The sequence below is a fragment of the Qipengyuania sp. SS22 genome (genome assembly GCF_025736935.1).
Taxonomy (GTDB): Bacteria; Pseudomonadota; Alphaproteobacteria; order Sphingomonadales; family Sphingomonadaceae; genus Qipengyuania.
This window is the reverse complement of the sequence record NZ_CP107048.1, coordinates 607276-626561: the sequence shown is the minus strand read 5'-3', so window position 1 is coordinate 626561 and position 19286 is coordinate 607276. Positions and strand designations below refer to the sequence as shown.

The window sequence follows — 19286 nt, the reverse complement described above, 5'->3', positions numbered from 1 at the left end:
AATGGAAGGCTGTTTTAGCCCGTCCGCCTGAGGAGAACGATCTTGGCTGATACCACATATACCCCGCCCGAAGTCTGGACCCACGATTCCGAAAATGGCGGCCGCTTCGCCAATATCAATCGCCCCACGGCCGGTGCGCGCGAGGATCGCGAGCTGCCCGTGGGCGAGCATGACTTCCAGCTTTATTCGCTCGCCACGCCCAACGGGGTGAAGGCCACGCTGATGTTCGAGGAATTGCTCGAGGCGGGACACGCCGGCGCCGAATACGACGCCTGGACGGTCAATATCGGCGAAGGCGACCAGTTCGGTTCGGGCTTCGTCGATCTCAATCCCAATTCCAAGATCCCGGCCCTGCTCGACCGCAGCGGCCCCGAACCCGTTCGCGTGTTCGAAAGCGGCGCGATCCTGATGCACCTGGCCGAAAAGTTCGGTGCTTTCCTGCCCACCGATCATACGCGCGCGGAAGTGCTCAGCTGGCTGTTCTGGCAGGTCGGCAGCGCCCCCTTCATCGGCGGGGGCTTTGGCCATTTCTACGCTTATGCGCCCGAGAAATTCGAATACCCGATCAACCGCTATGCGATGGAAACCAAGCGGCTGTTCGACGTCACCGACCAGCGGTTGGCGAAAAGCGAATTCCTTGGCGGCAAGGATTACACCATTGCCGATATGGCCGCCTGGCCCTGGCTGTCGCCCTTCGTACTCGGCGGCATTTACGGCGAGGCGCGCACCTTCCTCTCGATCCACGAATACACCCATGTCGAACGCTGGGTGAAACAGATCGCCGATCGCCCTGCGGCGCGGCGCGGGCGGATCGTCAACAAGACCTGGGGCGATGACGACGCGCAGCTCCTCGAACGCCATTCGGCTGCCGATTTCGACGGCAAGGCAATCTGACCCGCTCCCGTTTGGCTTGACTTAGCTCCTCCCATGCCGTCCCATCGCGGCGGTATGGGAGGATACAGATTTGAGTGATCCGGTGCGCCCTGTCGGCCGACTGGAGAAGATCGGCTATGGGATGGGCGATCTCGCCTCGTCCTTCTATCTCAACTTCTTCAATCTCTACCTGCTGTTCTTCTTCGTCGAGCTTGGCGGCGTGGCACCTGCCGCGATGGGGCTGATGCTGTTCCTGACCAAGCTGATCGACGCGGTGACCGACCCGATGATGGGCGCGCTGGCCGACCGCACGCGCACCCGTTGGGGGCGGTACCGGCCCTATCTGTTGTGGGGCGCGATCCCCTTTGGCCTGACCGGGGCGGCGATCTTTGCCGCGCCCGATCTTTCCCCCGGCTCGATGTTGATCTGGGCCTATGTCACCTACACCGCGACCATGCTCGCCTTCACTGCCGCCAGCGTCCCCTATTCGGCGCTGATGGGCGTCGTTTCCACCAGCGCCGACGAACGCTCGAGCTTCGCTGCCTATCGCATGGTGTTTTCCGCCGCTGCGGTGATCCTGATCGGTGTGGTCGGGACGACGCTGGTGCGCGAGCTGGGCGCGGGCGACGAGCGGCAGGGGATCATGCTGACCATGTTCATACTCGCCGGACTGGGCGTCGCGACCTATTGGATCGCCTTTGCGGCCAGCCGCGAGCGTATCCCGCCCGCCCCAACCAACGGCCGCATTATCGACGATCTCAAGGTCCTGGTCCGCACGCCTGCATGGATCGCCGTGGCGGTGGCCGCGCTGCTCGCCCCGGTCGCGCTCTCCGCGCGCGCGGGCAGTGCGCTGTTCTGGTTCCGTTATGTCGCAGGCGACGATGGCGCGCCGGTGTTCTTTTTCCTCGACCGGATCGGGCTGTTCTATTCGGCGCTCGCCATCGGCCAGCTGATCGGCGTCATCGGGGCCAACTACCTTGCCCGCAGGTTCGACAAGCCGGTGCTGCTGATCGTGGCCGGCGGGTTGAAAATCGCCGCCATGCTGGTGTTCTACCTCCTGCCCTATGATGCAGTCTGGCCGCAGACCTTCGTCCAGCTGTTCGTTGGCGTCGGTTTCGGCATGATGATGGTGCTCGCCTATTCGATGTTCACCGATATCGCCGAATATCTCGAATGGTCGAGCGGGCGCCAGATGACCGGACTTGTGATCTCCGCGTCGATCTTCGCGATCAAGGCGGGGGTGGCGTTCGGCGCGGCGCTGCCGGGTTTCCTACTGGCACTGACCGGCTTCGAAGCGGGCGCGGTCCAGTCGGCCGAGGCGCGCATGGGGATCGAGCTCGCCTTCGCGCTCGTACCCGCAGCCGCGATCGTTCCGGCGGGTGTGGCGATGTATTTCTACCGGCTCGACCGCGCGACCGTCGCGCAGGTCGAAACCGAACTGGCCGAACGTCGACTGGTTTCGCCTTCCAACCCCTTCCCTTCCGCGTCCGAGGCGTTATAGGGGCGCTCACTCGCTGGGGTGTAGCCAAGTGGTAAGGCACCGGTTTTTGGTATCGGCATTCGCAGGTTCGATCCCTGCCACCCCAGCCAGTTTTCCCATGTGATCCAAGCGTCGAAAGCCAAGGGTTGCCTGCGAGCCAAACCGGCCGGCGCCCTGCCGTGGTACGCTTTGGCGGTACCGATATCAGCACTTGAACCGCTCAGATGCTGCCGAGCAAGCGCGCCGATCGCCCCGCGCGCTTCTTCCGCAATCAAAGTGTATGGTTAGGGCATCTTAACCCGCCCTCCTTAAGGTCCTGCGCGGGAAGTAGATGGGAGCAGGGAACAGCCGATGACGGCGGCATTCATTCTCGGAATCAACATGTTCATCGCCGCGCTGTTCGGCGTGGCGTTTGCGGTGGTCGCGCGCTCCAATCCGGTCGCCCGGGGCGCGGGTTGGCTGGCAGCCGGCTATGCGCTGGGCATCGTCGATGTAATGCTCGAGTTCATCATGCGCTGGACCGAACATCCCACGCCGGTCATTACCGGCATCTTCTATACCTATCTGGCGGCGCTCACCTGCGGTCTTGTCGGCGTAGCGAAGTATTATCGCACTGGTCCGCAGACCAGGCCCATAATGGTCGTTTGGGTCCTTGCCGGAATGCTGACCCCAGCGATGCTGATGCTTCCTTACGGCACGGGCGCTCGCACGCTGCTCTATCACCTTCCCTATTTCACCATGCAGGTACTGATGACCTTGATCGTGATCCGGTCCGGGCGCCGCATGCTGCTCGACCGGTTGCTGGTCTTCGTCAGCTCGGCGGCCGCACTATCCTACCTGGTCAAGCCGCTCATCGCCTGGCAGATCGGGGGTGCTGATACGCCGCGGAATTACCTCGCATCGGATTACGCCGCAATCTCGCAAAGCGTGGGCTCGGTTATCCTGATCGCGCTCGCGCTGGTGTTGCTGCTGGTCATGATGCGCGACATGACGATCGAGATGATCGCGCGCTCGGAAACCGATCCGCTGTCGGGCCTTCGCAACCGCCGCGGGTTCGAGGTTCACGGCGAGGAGATGGTCGCTGACGCCGTCCACAGCTGCACGCCCCTGACGCTGGTGACGGTCGATATCGACCGCTTCAAGACGATCAACGACCGCTTCGGCCACCCGGTCGGCGACAAGGTGATCATCGCGGTCGCCGAATTGCTTTCCAGTGCGACCGGCGAAGGGGATCTGGTGGCCCGGCTCGGGGGCGAGGAATTCGCGCTGGTCCTTGCCGGGCAGGAGATCCAGCAGGCGGCGCGTTCGGCCGAATTACTGCGGCAGCGGGTGCAGACCGAACTGTCACAGGCGGTCGGCCACGCTCAGGTAGTCTCGGCCTCATTCGGCCTGGCCCAGCTCTCGCCTGACGAAGCGCTGTCCAGCCTCGCGCGCCGGTCCGACCTCGCACTCTACGAAGCCAAGAACACCGGCCGCAACAAGGTTTCTCTCGCCCCGTTCGAACCGGCGGCACCACAGCCCGCACCTCCAGTACTGGCGACGCGCAAGGTGGCTGCCTGATCGCGCAAGCCTGGCCGGTTCAGCTCGACCGAACGACGACGGGTGGAATGCCGGAGAACCGGCATACCACCCGGACCAGCACAGGCCGGTCGCCGGTGGTCGCCTGTTGGGGGTCGACAACCACCGGCCGGGACAAGGTTGTCTCGGCTACTGCATCTCGGCCGGCAGGATGTAGGCGCTGATGTCCCGGTCGCCCCCGAACACCTCCTTCGCCAGCACGCTGATATCCTCCGCGGTCATATCGCGATAGGCGGGCTCACGGACGCGGAACCGGGTCAGGCCACTCGCGCCAGTTTGCGCATCGCCGAGGATGCTTAGCCAGTAGCTGTTGTTTTCCAGACTGCTGTCGAGGTCCTCTACGATCGGAGTCCAGGCGCGGGTGAAGGTGTCTTCGTCGATCGGCGTATTCGCCATCTCGCTTGCGACCCGAAGGACCCCTTCGCGCACTTTGTCCACTTCGTCCGGCTTGGCGGTGACCCGCGCATAGAGATAGCCGTAGCCATCGAAGAGATCGTTCGAATAGGACGAGGTCCCGGGCGAATAGGTCGAGCCCATCTCTTCGCGCAGGACATCCGACAACCGGTTACGGAACAACCCGCGCAGCAGCCGCATGCGATAGCGGTCGACCGGATCGCTCGCATCGGGGGCGGGCCAGTAGACATAGACCAATGCCTGGTCGGGCGTGCCCTTGTGATAGAAACGATTGGGCGTCTCACTGCCCGCCGGGAACTGCACGTCCCCCATCACCGGATAGTCGCCCTTGTCGTCGGCGCGTTCAGGAAGCGCGCCAAACGTCCGCGCGACCTGTTCGACGACCGTCTGCTTGTCGATGTCGCCGACGACAGAGATTTCGATCAGTCCATCTGCCATCTCGGGCTCGATCCAGGCGCGCGCATCGGCGATGGTCGGCTCCAGAAAACTATCGAGATCGTCAAAGCCGTAGGCTTCGTGACCCGAGCGTACGAGCCGCGGCAGATATTTGCGTACCGTCTCCTGCGGCGAAGAATCATGCGTCGGATACCAGGCCCGGATCTTGCGGAAGTACTGCTCAGCCACGTCCTCGCTGAAGGCCGGCGCCTTGACCTTGGCCGCCATCAAATTGAGCTGCGATGAAAGGTCGTCAGCATCGGTCGCACCCAGCAATTCGAAGGCATCATTGTCGATGAAGGTCTTGGCCGATACCCCGACACGCTGCCCGGCGAACAGGCTACGCAGGTCGTCGTCGGTATGTCCGACCACACCGCTCTGGTCGAGGAGATTGAGGCCCAGCCGCCGCAATGCCTCGCTGCGGCGCGGCATCGCCATGAAGCCGCCCCCTACGCGCACGCGCACCGCGATCGTGCCTGCATCGAAATCGGTCTGCTTGAAATTGAGGCGGACATTGTTCGCGAATTTCACGAGATGTGCGTCGGCATCCGCGAGATAGCTATCCGAGATGACCTCGCCGGGACTACCGAAATCGGTATAGGCAAATGCGGCTACGTTGCGCGGTTCGGGCGCCGTTACCGCCACATTGCGCGATTCGCGAAGTGCTGTCTTCAAGGCGCGCTCCGTGTCCTCGAGCGGCTCCTTGTTGATGAAATAGATCGCCGGGTTCTCGATACCGCGCCACGCTTCGCGGAATTCGCGCTCCACCTCCTCGAGCGTGATCGTTGGTTCGGCCTCCTCGAAAAGGGCGAGTCCGGCCTGCGGCGAAGTGAACACCTTGTCCTCGGCAAAAGCGGACACGAGTTCGCGGGCGTAATTGTATTCGAGGCCGGCATAGGTCTTGCGCGTTGCAGCGCGCTCGACCGCGGTCTCGCGCGATTGCCGGATGATCGCCAATTGTTCATCCATTTCATCCTGCGAGAAACCATATTGCAGCGCCCGCCGAAGCTCCTGCTCGCCTTCGGCAAGCGCCTGCCTCCAATCCTCGGGGGTCGTGCGGATGGTAAGGGTCATGCCGTCAACAACTTCGTAGGGGCGGTAGCGACCCACCCCGCCCGAGAGGTAGGCTGCCTCGCCCTGTTTTACCTTGCGATTGAAGCGCCGGTTGAGGATACGCGCACCGATCGCCCGGACGAGATTTTCCCGCCGCATCACGCGGGTGTCCGACCGTTCCTCGTAAGGCCGCAACGCGCCAAGTGTGACCGAGGTCATCAGCTTCTCGTCGAAGAAGTACCCCACTTTCCCGGGCTGCAGGACTGCAGGGCCGGGACGCGTTTCGCGAAGCGCTGGTCCCTGGGCCTTCCAGTCGCCAAAATACTCTTCGATCTTGGCGATCGCTACCGCAGGTTCGACGTCACCGATGAAGGCGATGAAGGTGTTCTCCGGCCGGTAATAACCACGATAGAACGACACGAATTCCTCGCGCGGCATCGTTGCGATCGTCTCGGCAATGCCGATCGGCAGTCGATCGGTGATCGCGCTGCCCTCGGTGAAAAAACGCAACCGGTCGACCGTCGAGCGGTAGGACAGCGAATCGCGAGCGAGCTTTTCCGATGCGATTACCCCGCGCTCGCGGTCGATCGCATCCGCGTCGAGCAACAGGTTTTCCGCCGTTTCGCGCATCAGGAACATGGCTTCGTTCAGTACCGGTTCGCGGACGGTCGGCAGGTTCAACTTGTAGATCGTCTGGTCGAAGCCGGTGCTCGCATTGGTATCCGCGCCGAACGCCAGTCCATGACGCTCGAGCCGCTTGACCATCTCGCCCTCGGGCACATTTACCGAACCGTTGAACGCCATATGCTCGAGAAAGTGGGCAATGCCCTGTTGCGCGTCGGTTTCGTTGAGCGATCCGGTACCGATGCGCATCCGGATGGCCGCATTGCCGCTCGGTGTCTGGTTGTTCATCACTGCATAGCGCAGGCCATTGTCCAACGTCCCGTAGACGACACGAGGATCCGCCTCGAGGTCACTTGCCTCGTGGACGAAGGCGGGTTCATCCTGCGCCACGGCCATGCCCGGTGCGATGAAAGCGGCCATAAGCGCGCCGGCAAGAAGGGGCCGCTGCCAAAGACGGAAAGTTTTGCTGCGCATTGCAGGTTCCTCGCTATTCGAAGACCGCCGGAAACGGCCCGTTCGTGTAACACTCTTGTCCGGGAAGACGCATCCCGGCGCGGACACCTCAACGAATTTTGCTAGCTTGCCCTGGCCCGGTGCCGAGCCCCATACACGCGCGAGGGACGCGCCGCTGAGCGCGAAGAACGGGAACGCATCTTGGCAAGCAACAAGCCTGACGGCCACGCGGCATCACAAGACGACAGTCGCCGGACGATCGAAGCCGATCTCTACGCGCGCTTCCGCGCGCCGCTTGAACGCTATTTCGGCAAACGCGTGTTCGAGAAGGGCGATGTGGACGATCTCGTGCAGGAGGTCTTCACACGCTTGCTGGCGCGATCAAACGAGTTTCGGATGGAGGAGCCGGAGGCCTACGTCTTCCAGGTTGCAGCCAATTTGCTTCGCGATCGCGCGCGCCGCGACATCGTGCGCAAATCGGCCAGTGGCCGATTTGCCGAAGAAAATGGCGATTCCTTTGAGGCAATTACACCGGAGCGCGTCTTACTGGCCAAACAACAGGTTGCAAAGCTGAAGGACGCGCTGGCGGAACTACCAGAACGCGTGCGATTTGTATTTTTGCTTCATCGCTACGAAGGTATGAAGTATCGCGAGATTGCCCAGCACTTGGGTGTTTCGGTCAGTTCAGTCGAAAAGTATATGATGCAGGCGATCAAACACGTCGCAAAAAGGCTGGGAAAACACCCATGAGCGGCGACAATCAGTCCGGTACGGCCCAGTTGCCTTCGACCGCTTTCGATCAGGCGGCCGAATGGTTTGCGCGTCTGCAGTCCGAAGAGAGCGGTTCGGCGACCAAGCGTCGGTTTCGCCAGTGGTTACGCCAGTCGCCTGACAATGTGAGCGCGTTCCGCGAGTGCCAGAGCATGTGGGACGAGATCGGTGATGCCTCCTCCGACCCCGATATTCTTGCCATGCGCAACGACGCGCTCACGGCGATGCAGCCCGAGACACGGGATGGCTGGGGACGGATCACCGCGATCGCCGCGAGCCTGTGCGCACTCCTGATCTCGGTGACAGTCCTGGGCTTGGTATCGCGTGACGGCACGACTGGCAGCGTGCCGCCCGATGCAGAGCGCATCGCCGCTGCCCCTGCGGTAACGATTTATCGTACCGAAACCGGGCAACGCTCGACCATCAGCCTGCCTGACGGATCGACCGCGGAGCTCAACACCGATTCCCTCATGCAGGTGAATTATTCGGACGATCGCCGCGAACTTGTTCTGCTCAAGGGAGAAGCCTTCTTCGACGTCGAGAAGGATCCCGAACGCCCCTTCGTCGTCATGGCAGACGACAAGCTGGTTCGCGCGGTGGGGACCGAATTCGCGGTTCGGATGGAAGGCGACGCCGTGCGCGTCACGCTGGTCGAAGGCGTCATCGACGTGGGCCGCGCGGTCGAGGGCCGCTTCCTCGGGGGCGCCGAGGAAGTTACGCTGGAGAGGCTCGTGGCCGGAGAGCAAATCGTGCTGGCCGACAATCGGACCGGCACGAAGGACGTGATCGATACGCAGATCGCCACCAGCTGGCGTGACGGGCGGCTGGTGTTCGACAACGATCCGCTGTCGCGCGTGGTAGCCGAGGTCAATCGCTACTCGGCGCGCAAGATCGTGCTCGGCGACGCCAGCCTAGCCGAGATGCGTATCAGCGGCAGCTTTCGCGCTGGGTCGGCCGATGGGTTTTCCGATAATCTTCAGGCCGCATTTCCTGTCACAGCGGTTGCAGACAGTGAACGGAACCGCTTGTTTCTTCGCTGGAATAAATAGCCGCAGCGCACCTCGCAGGCGCATTCATCGACATCTTTTTGGTTCGCAGACGCAACTTTCCTTGAGGGAGTGCGGGCCCTGCGCGTCTTACGCCCCATGAAACCCGGGCAACCGGGTCGGGGCGGTCGCGCTTAAAGGGGAAAACAATGAATACCGGAATTTCGACGAGCCTGCAGGCAGCCTTGCTGGTGGGCGCCGCCCAAATTGCCATTGTCGCGCCACTCCACGCGCAGGAGCGGCAGGTGGAATTCGATATTCCGACGCAAGAACTGTCGAAATCACTGCGCGCGTTTGCCGCTGCGACCGACAAGGACCTGCTATACCCTCCCCAACTCGTCGAAAACCGGAAGGGGCAGGCCGTCAGGGGCGCCATGACGCCCGCCGCCGCATTGCGTCAGATACTGCGCGGATCGGGCCTCACCTTCGATGTAACCGAAGGCAATGTCCTTACGCTGCGCGCAGTCGGTGCCAGCCGAACGCAAGCGGAGCGCAATGGAGATGCGGCACCTTCGACGATGGTCGCGACGGCACCGTTGAGCGGGATCGTTCGCAATGCCGCTACCGGCTCGGTCCTCCCCGGAGCGAACGTGCGGATCGCAGGCACACCGCTGCGCGCGGTGACCGATGACCGCGGCCACTACAATTTTCCTGCCGCGCCGCAGGGGGTGCAAACAGTTGTGGTCGAGTATCTCGGCCAAGTGCCGCAAGTAGCTACAGTCTCGGTCGCACCGGGCACCCGCAATGTCGGCGACGTGAGCGTTGCCTCCTCCAATGACGAGATCGTCGTGCAGGGCTACCGCAGCGCCATCCAGGTCGCGCTTAACCAGCAGAAGAACGCCGACAACAACTCAACCGTGGTTGCATCGGACCTGCTCGGCGGCTTTCCGGCCGAAACCGTGTCCGAAGCCCTGCGCCGCGTGCCCGGCATAGCTTTCGGCCGCGACGCCGACACTGGCGAAGGGTCGCGCATCACGGTACGCGGCTTCAGTTCCGAAGCGATCAATGTGCAGCTTAACGGGCTCGACCTGCAGGGAACGGGTTACGAGCGGACGATCGACCTGAGCGGTTTCCTTGCCGACAACATCTCGCAGGTCACAGTCCATAAATCGTTGCTGCCCAGCCACGAGGCGACCGGATCGGGCGGGCTGGTCGAAATCGAGACCAAGTCGGGCCTCGACTACGGCGAGTTCGCTTTCAATGCGAGCATCGAGGGGGAGACCAATTTCGATCGCGACTTCGGCGAAGAATACCAGATCAACGGGACCATCGCCAAGGAACTCACCCCCAGCTTCGGCATCGCCGCTACGCTCCAGTACCGCAATACCGACCGGCTGAACTACGACGTCTCGATCCTCGACTCGGTACCCCCGGTTCTACCCGCGGGCTACACTTCCATTTTCCTCGTCCCGGCGAGCTTCGAATTTCCGTTCGACCCCGCGCTCGACCAGCAACTCATCACCACCACCAACTACCTGCGGCGCGAGCGGGCCGAAGAGACCTACGTCGGGTCGCTCAATCTGGCGTGGGACATCGCCAGCCACACGCGGCTGCGGCTCGACCTCCAGCGCAACGTCCGCAAGAGCGAGGGTAGCGATTCTCGGACGGCCATCGGTTTCCTGACCTCAAATCTCGACATGCCGATCGCCGAACTTGACGGTGAAGTACGCCGCCGCACCACGTTGCGCGCGCTGCGCCCGAGCATTGCCTTTCGCTCGACCGACCAGACGTTCACCTCCGACACGATCAGCTTCCGCGGCGATACCGACATCGGTCGCTGGGAGTTCGAATACAAGCTGGGCTATTCGAAGGCCCGCCAGGAAGGCAGCAACACTGCCATCACGCTGGTGGGCAACAGTTTCGCCAATCTCGAGGAACTGATCGATCCGGCAACGCTGGAAACTGCGCCCGACGACGATGCGGCGCAGACCGAGCGGGTGGTGAATGGCGGTTTCGTTGCGGGACCCAACGGCCTGCCCCTGCCCTCGCTCACCGCCGGTGGGTTCGCGCTGCTGGGGGATCCTGGCCAGTACAATCTGTTTTCGGCAATCATCAATCCGATCGACAGCCCGTCGGAATCCTACATCGGCGAGTTCCAGGCCCGTTACAACACACCGCTGACGTTTCTCGAATATGTCGAGCTGGGCGGTAAGTACGATTCCAGCAAGCGCCGGACGATTGGCAACGTCACCAACCCGCGCAATGTCACCAGCCAACGCTATCTGCGCATTACAGGCGCCGATAGTGACCTGGCGCTGTTCGACCCGAACCTGCTCGGGGCGGACGATATATCGCTGATCGGTGTCGATACCTTCGCTCTGCCCTATCTGTCCGCAGGCAGCGCACGCAGCATTTTCGACCTGCTCCCGGGGTATACGCAGGACGATCCGGCCACCGCGCTCGACGAGGAGCGGTTTACCTTTACCGATTTCAGCCAGCTCGACCCCATCGCGGATGGCTCCGGCTACCTCGTGCCGACCGAGACGACCGAAGACAATTGGGCCGCCTATCTTGAATCCAAGCTGGTGTTCGGCGACCTCTCGATCATCGCCGGCGTGCGTTACGAGCGCGAGAAGCGCAACGGCTTCACCATCTCATCACCCTCGGTCCGTCTCGATGAGCCGGGCTACCGCACAGAGGACCGCGAGACCTTCGTCGAGGCAGGGCTTGTGCGTTTTGCCAATAATGGCGGAACGGTCGATACCTGGACGCCGAGCTTCCTTGCCACCTATCGTCCGCACCCGAACATCGCGGCACGGCTCGGCTATTTCCGCTCGACGGTGAACCCCGACTTCAGGCTGCTGAATCGCAACACCCAGTTCAGCGTCGACCTGCGTCCCGGTTTTGGCCGGGTCACGATCCTCGAGGCCAATCCCGATCTCAAGCCCTCGACGACCGATAATATCGATCTCGACCTCGCCTACTACTTCGGCGACACGCCCGGGCTCGTGCGTGCCGGCTTCTTCTACAAGAAGATCAGCAACAACTTCACCAATGTGAACTTCACTGCGGTGGGCAATGACGGGGTGCGCGAACGCTTCCTCGAGGAATTCGCACCGCTCGCTGAAAGCCGTCCCGATCTGCTCGCTCTGCCCGAGGACACCGAGTTTCTCGTAAATCGGCCCGAGAACGGCGAAGGCGGCAAGATCTGGGGGCTCGAGTTCGAATTGATTCGGCGGCTCAACTTCCTGCCCGGTTTCCTCAGCGATTTCGGCGTGCTCGCCAACGCAACCTATACCAATGGCGATTTCCCGACGCTGGTCTCCGCGCGATCGGACGATGGCGAGATCATCCAGCTCAGCCTTGATCGTCCGCTGCGCGATCAGGCCCGCTGGGTCTACAACCTTTCGCTCGACTACGATCGCAACGGTTTCCAAGGCCGCATCATTTACACCAGCCAGTCGGCCACGGTCGAAGCCTTCGACGAGTTCAATCTCAACACGGTCGTCCCGTCCTACGAAACGCTGGATGCGAGGCTGTCCTACAACTTCGAGAACTTCGGCGGGCTATGGTCGATCTTCCTCGAGGGTGACGATCTCCTGCGCGGCGCCAAGGAGGCCGATATCCGCAACACCACCAGCTCGAAATTCGGCGACGGTACTGCGATGTTCGACTTCCCGCAGGCTTACCAGTTCAATGGCGGTCGTACGATGACAATGGGTATTCGCGCCCGCTTCTGAACAAGATAGCTCGCTCGGCTGGCTTCCCTCATGCGCTGGGGAGCCAGCTAGCTCCCGGACACGGGAAGACAGGCCGCGCCAGGGAAAGGCGCGCCTTGCCCCTGCCTTCCGCAGAGGGGCTCGACCAGTATGGTGATGCCAATACGCTTGTGGCTCCGAACAAATGCTAAGGCTGCTCCACTCGGGTTATTCCAACGGCGGAGCAAACCGAGTGCTCGCCTGGTCCCTGCCATCCGAGCCATTCTGTTTTAACTTTCGGTTGCAGCGTGAAACTCGCTTGCTAGGCAAGACAGCGAGAGGAGAGCATGCGTGCCCGAGCAGGATCCCGAGAATATTCCCGTCATCGTCGGTGTCGGACAGGTCAACGACCGCCCCGATACCCCCGGGGATGGGCTCGACCCCATTCACCTGATGGCCGAGGCGCTGCGACGGGCGGATGCGGATGCGGGCGGCGGCCTCTTGGCGGAATGCGATTCGCTCGCGGTAGTGGCGCAATTGGCCTGGCCGCAACTCAACCCGGTCGACGACAAGCTGGCCGAGGTGCTGGGGGTAGATCCCGCACACCGGATGCAGACTGCCATGCCCAATGGCGACAGCCCGATCCTGCTGCTGCACGAAGCAGCCAATCGCATCGGTCGCGGCGAGGCGACAATTTGCGCGGTGACCGGCGGCGAGGCGCTGCGCACTGCGGGCCAGTTGGCAGCGCTGAAAAAGCGCGCCGATGGCGCAAAGCCCAATGCCCTGCGCGATGCGAGCCATCGGGTACGCAAGGGCTATGCGCAAAGTTACGGGCTGGTGGTGCCGACCGATGTCTATCCGCTTTACGAGAACGCCGGACGGGCGGCTTATGGCCAGTCGCTCGCCGAAGGACAGGCGGAAAGCGGGGCGATCTGGGCCGGGATGAGCCAGGTCGCGGCGCAGAGCGAAGGCGCCTGGATTCGCAAGCCGGTCAGCGCGGAAGAGGTTGTCACGCCTTCCGCCAGCAACCGCCCGATCGCCTTTCCCTATACCAAGCTCCAGGTCGCGAACTCTTCGGTCAACCAAGGGGCTGGGTTCATCGTGACCTCATTGGCCGAAGCGCGGCGACGCGGGATTGCGGAGAACCGGCTGGTCTATGTCGGCTATGGCGCGGCAGCGCATGAAAGCGACAGCTTCCTGTCCCGCGACCGCTATGACGCCTCCCCCAGCCTCGCCACTTCGATCGAGCGGACCATGGCGCTGAACGGCGTCACTGCCGCCGACCTTGCGCATGTTGAACTCTACAGCTGCTTTCCCTGCGTGCCGAAGATGGCGCGCCGTGTGCTTGGCTGGTCGGTAGAGCAACCGGCGACGGTTTTCGGCGGATTGACCTTCGGAGGCGGTCCGATCGGCAATTACATGAGCCATGCGGTCGCCGCGATGGTCGAGAAGCTGCGCGGGACCCGCGACAAGGGGCTGCTGTTCGCCAATGGCGGCTATGCCACGCATAACCACACGATCCTCGTTTCGGGTGCTCCGACGCGGGCCGCCTTTCCGCAAGCATTCGACTACCAGGCCGAAGCCGATGCGCGGCGCGGGGACGTTCCGCCGCTGGACAAGGCCTATACGGGTCCCGCCACGATCGAGAGCTACACCGTGGATTACGACCGCGAGGGTGCGCCCAGCTCGGGCGTGATCGTGGCACGCACGCCAACGGGATCGCGCACGCTGGCCAGCGTTCCCGCCGAGGATAGCGATATGATCGCCTTCCTCACCGAAGGACGCGATGAACCCGTCGGAAGCAGCGGCATGATAACGCGCTCGGGTGAGGCTGAGGCACTGGCGCTCTGGGCGCGCGACTGACCGCCCGCCCCTGGCTTAGAACGGCAGCGCCTCCACCATCGCCCCGGCGGGCAATTCCGCCTGGCCGGGCGGACATCTGACCAGCCAGTCCGCGCGGGCCAGCCTGCCCTGCACGCCGCTGTCCTGATTGCCGAGAGGACGCAGCCCCTCCTTCACCCAGGCGGCTCGTGCGAAAGTCTCCCGATCGCCGGTCGCGGGCAGGCCTTCTGCCAGCAGCATGGTGCGCCAGCGATGCGCGGTACTCGCGCCCTGCAGCAGCGCCAGGATCGGCTGGAGGAACAGCCGCGCGGTTACCATGGCCGAGGTGGGATTGCCCGGCAGCCCCAGCACCAGCGTTCCCCCCGCGCGGCCCAGCCACACCGGCTTGCCCGGCTTGATCGCCACCTTGTCGAACACCAGTTCGAGCCCGTGCGGGGCGAACATAGGTTTCGCAAAGTCACGCTCGCCGACCGAAGCGCCGCCAGTGACGACTACGAGATCCGCACCGCCCAGCAATGCACCTGCTTGTCGTTCGAGCGCCGGCAGATCGTCCAGCCCGCGCTCGCGGGCGGTCACGACCCCGCCCTCGCGCTCGACCAACGCCGCCAGCGCATAGCTGGTGCTGTCGGGGATGGCGTCGGACGCGCTTTCCGCCGATCCGGGCTCGACCAATTCGTCGCCGGTGGCGAGCAGTGCCACCCTCGGTTGGCGATGAGCTGCAATCTCGGCCCTGTCTGCCGCCGCGATCGCGACGAGCGCTTTGGGATCGCAGCTCGTCCCCTGTTCAAGGACGACATCGCCTTTCGCAAAATCGCTGCCCTGCTGGCGGATGTGGCGGGCCGGACCAAACCCGGCGGAAAACCGTACATCATCCCCCGCGCGCGAGGCGTATTCCTGCATGATGACGCAGTCGGCGCCCTCGGGCAGTGGCGCCCCGGTGAATATCCGTACTGCCATGCCAGCTTCGAGCCGGCCGGCATGAGCGTGACCGGGTCGCGCCTCGCCAACCACCCGCATCGGCGTTTCAGGGACGACACTGCTCAGCCTCACCGCATAGCCATCCATGGCCGAAATCGTGCAGCGCGGCGACGGGATGGCGGCGGTAATATCGGCGGCGAGCGTCCGTCCCGCAGCTTTGGATAGCGCAATCGTCTCGGCATCGAGCGGAGCGATATGCTCCGCAAGCAGCGCCATCGCCTCGTCGAAGGCAATCATGCGCTCTGCCAGCTACCCGACTGGCCGCCTTCCTTGGCGGTGACGCGGATATCTTCGATGGTCATGTTCTTGTCGACCGCCTTGAGCATATCGAACAGCGTGAGGCAGGCGACCGACACCGCGGTCAGCGCTTCCATCTCTACTCCCGTACGCCCTTCGGTCCGCACGGCCGCTTCGACGATAAAGCCGGGCCGCGTGTCGTCAAACGCGATCGTCACCTCGACCTGAGAAAGCGGCAGCGGATGGCATAGCGGTATCAGGTCGGAGGTCCGCTTGGCCGCCATGACCCCGGCCAGTTCCGCGGTGGCGATGACGCTACCCTTGGGGGTCTTGCCCGCCTTCACCAGCGCAATCGTATCAGCTGCGCAGTCCACCCGGCCCATTGCCGTAGCGCGGCGCGCAGTGACGGGCTTGTCGCCGACATCGACCATGCGCGCACGGCCCTGTTCATCGAGATGGGATAAATCGGCCAATTGCGGGTCCTCGATTGCTGCGGTCGGGCGGCGTTCGAGCATCATCGCGTTGTTCTGTCGAGCGGCTTCGCGAAAAAGACCATGCCCCACCGCCAGATGATCCGTTACAAGTTGGAGAAACCCGCGGGCAGTCACAAGAGACCTAAAGTTTAATTGACATTTTGATTTCTGCCCAAAGTTCGCCGGAGTTGGTTCTGGTTGATAACATGTCACAGCGGTGCCGGGATCGATCACCGCGACGCGCAACATTGCGACTTGTGGGTTTCTAGCCTCGGCGCGAGGAACCGCACTCACCCCAGATCGGGCAAGCTGATTACGCTTCGAGGGAGAATGTTGGCGCTTGCCGCTGCGGGCACTGCCGCCAGCCGGACGGCTAGGGGCGCGACCCGCTTACCGAGAACGGACAGGGAGTCTCGAGCTCCTCGCAGGCATCCGCGCCCAGATCGTCGATCTGGCGATTGGCCAGGCGATGGATATTGGGCGCATTGGGCTCGCGATACTGCCCCAGCAAGGCAAGCACGGCCGCTTCATCGAGCGGGCGCCCGAGATAGAAACCCTGTCCGAACTGTGCGCCCAGTTCCAGAGCGGTTTCGCGATCGCCGACGGTGGCAATGTATTCGGCAACGCTTTCGAGCTTCATCGCCTCGATCATCTTGATCACGCCGCGCAGCATGTCGCGGCCCTGCGGTTCGCGCGCCCCGCGGATCAGCGAGCCATCGATCTTGACCTTGTCGAACTTGATCTCGCGCAGATAGACCAGCGACGCAAAACCAGCTCCGAAATCATCGAGCGCGATCCGGCAGCCGGCATTGCGCAGGAGCTCGACATTCCGGCGCGCGACTTCGAAATTCACCAGCATCGCGGTTTCGGTGATCTCGAACTGCAGGCGATCGGGCGGGAAATTCCTGCGCTCGATCAGATTGACGATTTCCGCTGCGGCGTTCTCGCTGCAGATATGCGCGGCGCTGAGGTTGAACGACAGACGGCAAGGGGGGGTCCAATCGGCAGCAAAATCGAGCGCCTTGCTAAGCAGTGAAAGGGTGATCTCGCCGATCCGGCCCAGACGCTCGGCTGCCGGGATGAACATCGCCGGCGAAACTTCGCCGAAGATCGGATGATTCCAGCGGGCAAGCGCCTCGAAAGAGGTCAGCTCACCTGTCTTGAGATTGAGGATCGGCTGATACGCGAGCGACATGCGATCGATGGTGCCAATTTCCATCAGATCCGCTTCGATGGCATGCAATCGCCTGGTTTCTTCCTGGATCGCGCCATCGAACAGCTTGGTGGTTTCGAGACTTTCGCGCTTGGCGACATACAGCGCTGCATCCGCATCGCGCAGTGCCCGGCCGACATCGGGTGCATCCTCGCCGAGCAGGCGCGCGCCCGCGCATCCACCAACGCTGACCAGCGCATTCGACAGGCGCATGGGCTTGCGCAGTTGCACCAGCGCATCGTCGCAGGTCGCGACCAGCTCGCCAAGTTCATTCGGGCATGACGACCCGCCGATGAAGATGCCGAACTCGTCCCCGCCCAGCCGTCCGACGATTGTTCCGGCCGGTGATACACGTTGCAGGCGGCGGGCGACATGGCGCAGCACGACGTCGCCGGCATGGTGGCCGTAGAGATCGTTGATCGGCTTGAACCGGTCGAGGTCGATCACCGCCAGCAGGCCGCATTGCCCGCCGTCCAGCTTGGCCTCGACGTCATGGATAAAGGCGAGGCGGTTCCGGACCCCGGTCAGATTGTCGAACTCGGCCTGATGCTGGGCAGTGCGCCGGGCATCGACCAGTTCGAGATTCGTCCGTTCCATCCCGACCAGCGCTGCATCGGCATCGAACTGCGCCTTGAACAGGCAGAGCTGCATCTTGTAACTGGTCTCGGCGAGATACAGGCTGACCACGGTCAGCACGATGACCGCGACCGAAGCCGGAAGGTTGCTCCCTGCATAGAGATACAGGACGGTGGCAACCAAGGGCAGCACGAAGCAGAAGAAGATCACCCGCGAGGCAAAGATGATCCCCGTGAGCGCGGCGCCCTGGGTCAAGGCCGCCAGCAGCGCGAGGGATAAAATCTGCAGCCACAGCATGTCCTCTCCGCCTAGCGCGGCGCTGCCAAGCGCAAGCGAGAGATAGAAAAAGGTCTGCGAGCAGGACAGCAGCACGACCATGAAACCCGTCACGCGTGCTGCAACAGGATTGACGTCTTCCGACGTGCCTTCGGGCAGCGGCAACACCCAATGGCGAAAGCGTGTGACAACAGCCAGCACCAGGATGCCAGCCATGATCCGGGTGGGGATCTGGTCCCAGGTAACCCACGCGATCCCGATAAAGGGCGCGATGATGGTCAGATAATAGATATGGATCGTGTTGCGCACCGACTTGATGCGTTCCCGACTGAACTTGGCGGCGATTTCGTTGTCGGATTCAAATCCAATCAACCTATCGATAAACCGCATTACTTGCACTCGAGCCTTCGACATTGAGCCGAAGTGGCAGGTCAGCACGAACGTATGGTAAACCACACATCAGGGGAATTACGGTGTTGGGGAGCGTGGACGCGTGCCGAAGCACTCATGCGATGGTTAACGATGCTACCGAAACGCGCGGAAAAACGGATGGATTTGCTACCACGCGGCAACCGTACAATTAGCCGAACCGCGGTTCGGCACGTCTCACCGTGGTCTTTCGGACCGCGGGCTCGCTGTATCTAATTACACTTGGAGAGGATCGGTAGAGGCGTGTCGGGGAGACGGCATTCCGCCCCTCCCCGACACGCTCGAAACCACATCAGCCGACGCTTTCCATCGTCAGCACCTTGCCCACCCATTCAGGCGCCTCGACCGCATCGGCCAGCAGCTTGGCAACATCGCCGCGCGCCGCTTCGCCTCTGGGATCGACATTCTCGCCCAGCCGGACCTCGCCCGTACCGTTCGCATCGGTCAGCGAAACGGGGCGCAGGATCGCATATTCGAGATCGGTCGCCTTGAGATGCTCGTCGGCTTCGTGCTTGGCTTGGAGGTAGTGCGCGAGTTCGCTGTCGGGGTTGGGATCGCCCGCCCCGACGCTGCTCAGCATCACGAAGCGGCGCACGCCATTGGCCACCGACAGGTCGATAAGCCGCTTCGCGCCGTCGCGGTCGACCTTATCGGTCATCTCTGCCGACGTGTTTCCGCCCGAGCCTGCGGCGAACACGACCACGTCGCAGCCCTTGGTCACATCGTCGGCCAGATCGGTTAGATCGGCCTCGCGCTTCTCCACCCCATCGGGCAGGCCCGAGGTATCGGAACTGGCGCGCACCATGGCGACGGTATCGAGGCCGCGGTCGTGCAATTCGCGCACGAGCCTGAGGCCGGTATTGCCGGTCGAACCGGCGACGAGGACTTGCATGGATG

General features: G+C 62.9%; 12 protein-coding genes and 1 tRNA gene. 8 read left to right on the top strand and 5 right to left on the bottom strand.

Annotation, left to right across the window (positions count from 1 at the left end; all coding sequences use genetic code 11):
- Nucleotides 1-42: 42 nt before the first annotated feature.
- From yghU to N6L26_RS03090, 4 genes are all read left to right on the top strand, one after another.
- Nucleotides 43-894, top strand: coding sequence for a glutathione-dependent disulfide-bond oxidoreductase (gene yghU / locus N6L26_RS03105; RefSeq protein WP_263606597.1), 852 nt, complete (start codon nt 43-45; stop codon nt 892-894).
- A 70-nt stretch (nt 895-964) separates the two neighbouring features.
- Nucleotides 965-2374: an MFS transporter gene (locus N6L26_RS03100; protein WP_263606596.1), complete on the top strand. Its 1410-nt coding sequence runs from the start codon at nt 965-967 to the stop codon at nt 2372-2374.
- Nucleotides 2375-2388: 14 nt separating this feature from the next.
- Nucleotides 2389-2463, top strand: a tRNA-Gln gene (locus tag N6L26_RS03095).
- Between the two features lie 241 nt (nt 2464-2704).
- On the top strand, nt 2705-3913 hold the full coding sequence (locus N6L26_RS03090) for a sensor domain-containing diguanylate cyclase (protein ID WP_263606595.1): 1209 nt from the start codon (nt 2705-2707) through the stop codon (nt 3911-3913).
- A gap of 147 nt (nt 3914-4060) precedes the next feature.
- On the opposite strand, the gene N6L26_RS03085 is transcribed toward N6L26_RS03090, so the two are convergent.
- Entirely contained in the window at nt 4061-6877 is a 2817-nt protein-coding gene (locus tag N6L26_RS03085) for a M16 family metallopeptidase (RefSeq protein ID WP_263606594.1), read from the bottom strand.
- A gap of 234 nt (nt 6878-7111) precedes the next feature.
- On the opposite strand from N6L26_RS03085, the gene N6L26_RS03080 reads away from it, so the two are divergent.
- The 4 genes from N6L26_RS03080 to N6L26_RS03065 all read left to right on the top strand — a co-directional run bounded on the left by N6L26_RS03080 (nt 7112) and on the right by N6L26_RS03065 (nt 14228).
- The gene (locus N6L26_RS03080; protein ID WP_263606593.1) at nt 7112-7660 is read left to right on the top strand and encodes an RNA polymerase sigma factor; all 549 of its coding nucleotides are present in this window, start codon (nt 7112-7114) and stop codon (nt 7658-7660) included.
- Nucleotides 7657-8730: a FecR family protein gene (locus N6L26_RS03075; RefSeq protein WP_263606592.1), complete on the top strand. Its 1074-nt coding sequence runs from the start codon at nt 7657-7659 to the stop codon at nt 8728-8730. The genes N6L26_RS03080 and N6L26_RS03075 overlap by 4 nt, the downstream gene beginning before the upstream one ends.
- Nucleotides 8731-8876: 146 nt before the next feature.
- Nucleotides 8877-12407, top strand: coding sequence for a TonB-dependent receptor (locus N6L26_RS03070; RefSeq protein WP_263606591.1), 3531 nt, complete (start codon nt 8877-8879; stop codon nt 12405-12407).
- A 309-nt stretch (nt 12408-12716) separates the two neighbouring features.
- Nucleotides 12717-14228 carry an acetyl-CoA acetyltransferase gene (locus tag N6L26_RS03065; RefSeq protein WP_263606590.1) on the top strand — a complete coding sequence of 504 codons (1512 nt, stop codon included), beginning with the start codon at nt 12717-12719 and terminating at the stop codon, nt 14226-14228.
- A 15-nt stretch (nt 14229-14243) separates the two neighbouring features.
- On the opposite strand, the gene glp is transcribed toward N6L26_RS03065, so the two are convergent.
- The 4 genes from glp to N6L26_RS03045 form a co-directional block, all read right to left on the bottom strand.
- Nucleotides 14244-15422 (bottom strand): gephyrin-like molybdotransferase Glp, encoded by a 1179-nt coding sequence (glp, locus tag N6L26_RS03060; RefSeq protein ID WP_263606589.1) that lies wholly within the window; start codon nt 15420-15422, stop codon nt 14244-14246.
- Nucleotides 15419-15895: a cyclic pyranopterin monophosphate synthase MoaC gene (moaC, locus tag N6L26_RS03055; protein ID WP_263607240.1), complete on the bottom strand. Its 477-nt coding sequence runs from the start codon at nt 15893-15895 to the stop codon at nt 15419-15421. The genes glp and moaC overlap by 4 nt, the downstream gene beginning before the upstream one ends.
- Before the next feature lie 373 nt (nt 15896-16268).
- Nucleotides 16269-18332 carry a putative bifunctional diguanylate cyclase/phosphodiesterase gene (locus N6L26_RS03050; protein ID WP_263606588.1) on the bottom strand — a complete coding sequence of 688 codons (2064 nt, stop codon included), beginning with the start codon at nt 18330-18332 and terminating at the stop codon, nt 16269-16271.
- A gap of 349 nt (nt 18333-18681) precedes the next feature.
- Nucleotides 18682-19281 carry an SDR family oxidoreductase gene (locus N6L26_RS03045; protein WP_263606587.1) on the bottom strand — a complete coding sequence of 200 codons (600 nt, stop codon included), beginning with the start codon at nt 19279-19281 and terminating at the stop codon, nt 18682-18684.
- Nucleotides 19282-19286 lie beyond the last annotated feature (5 nt).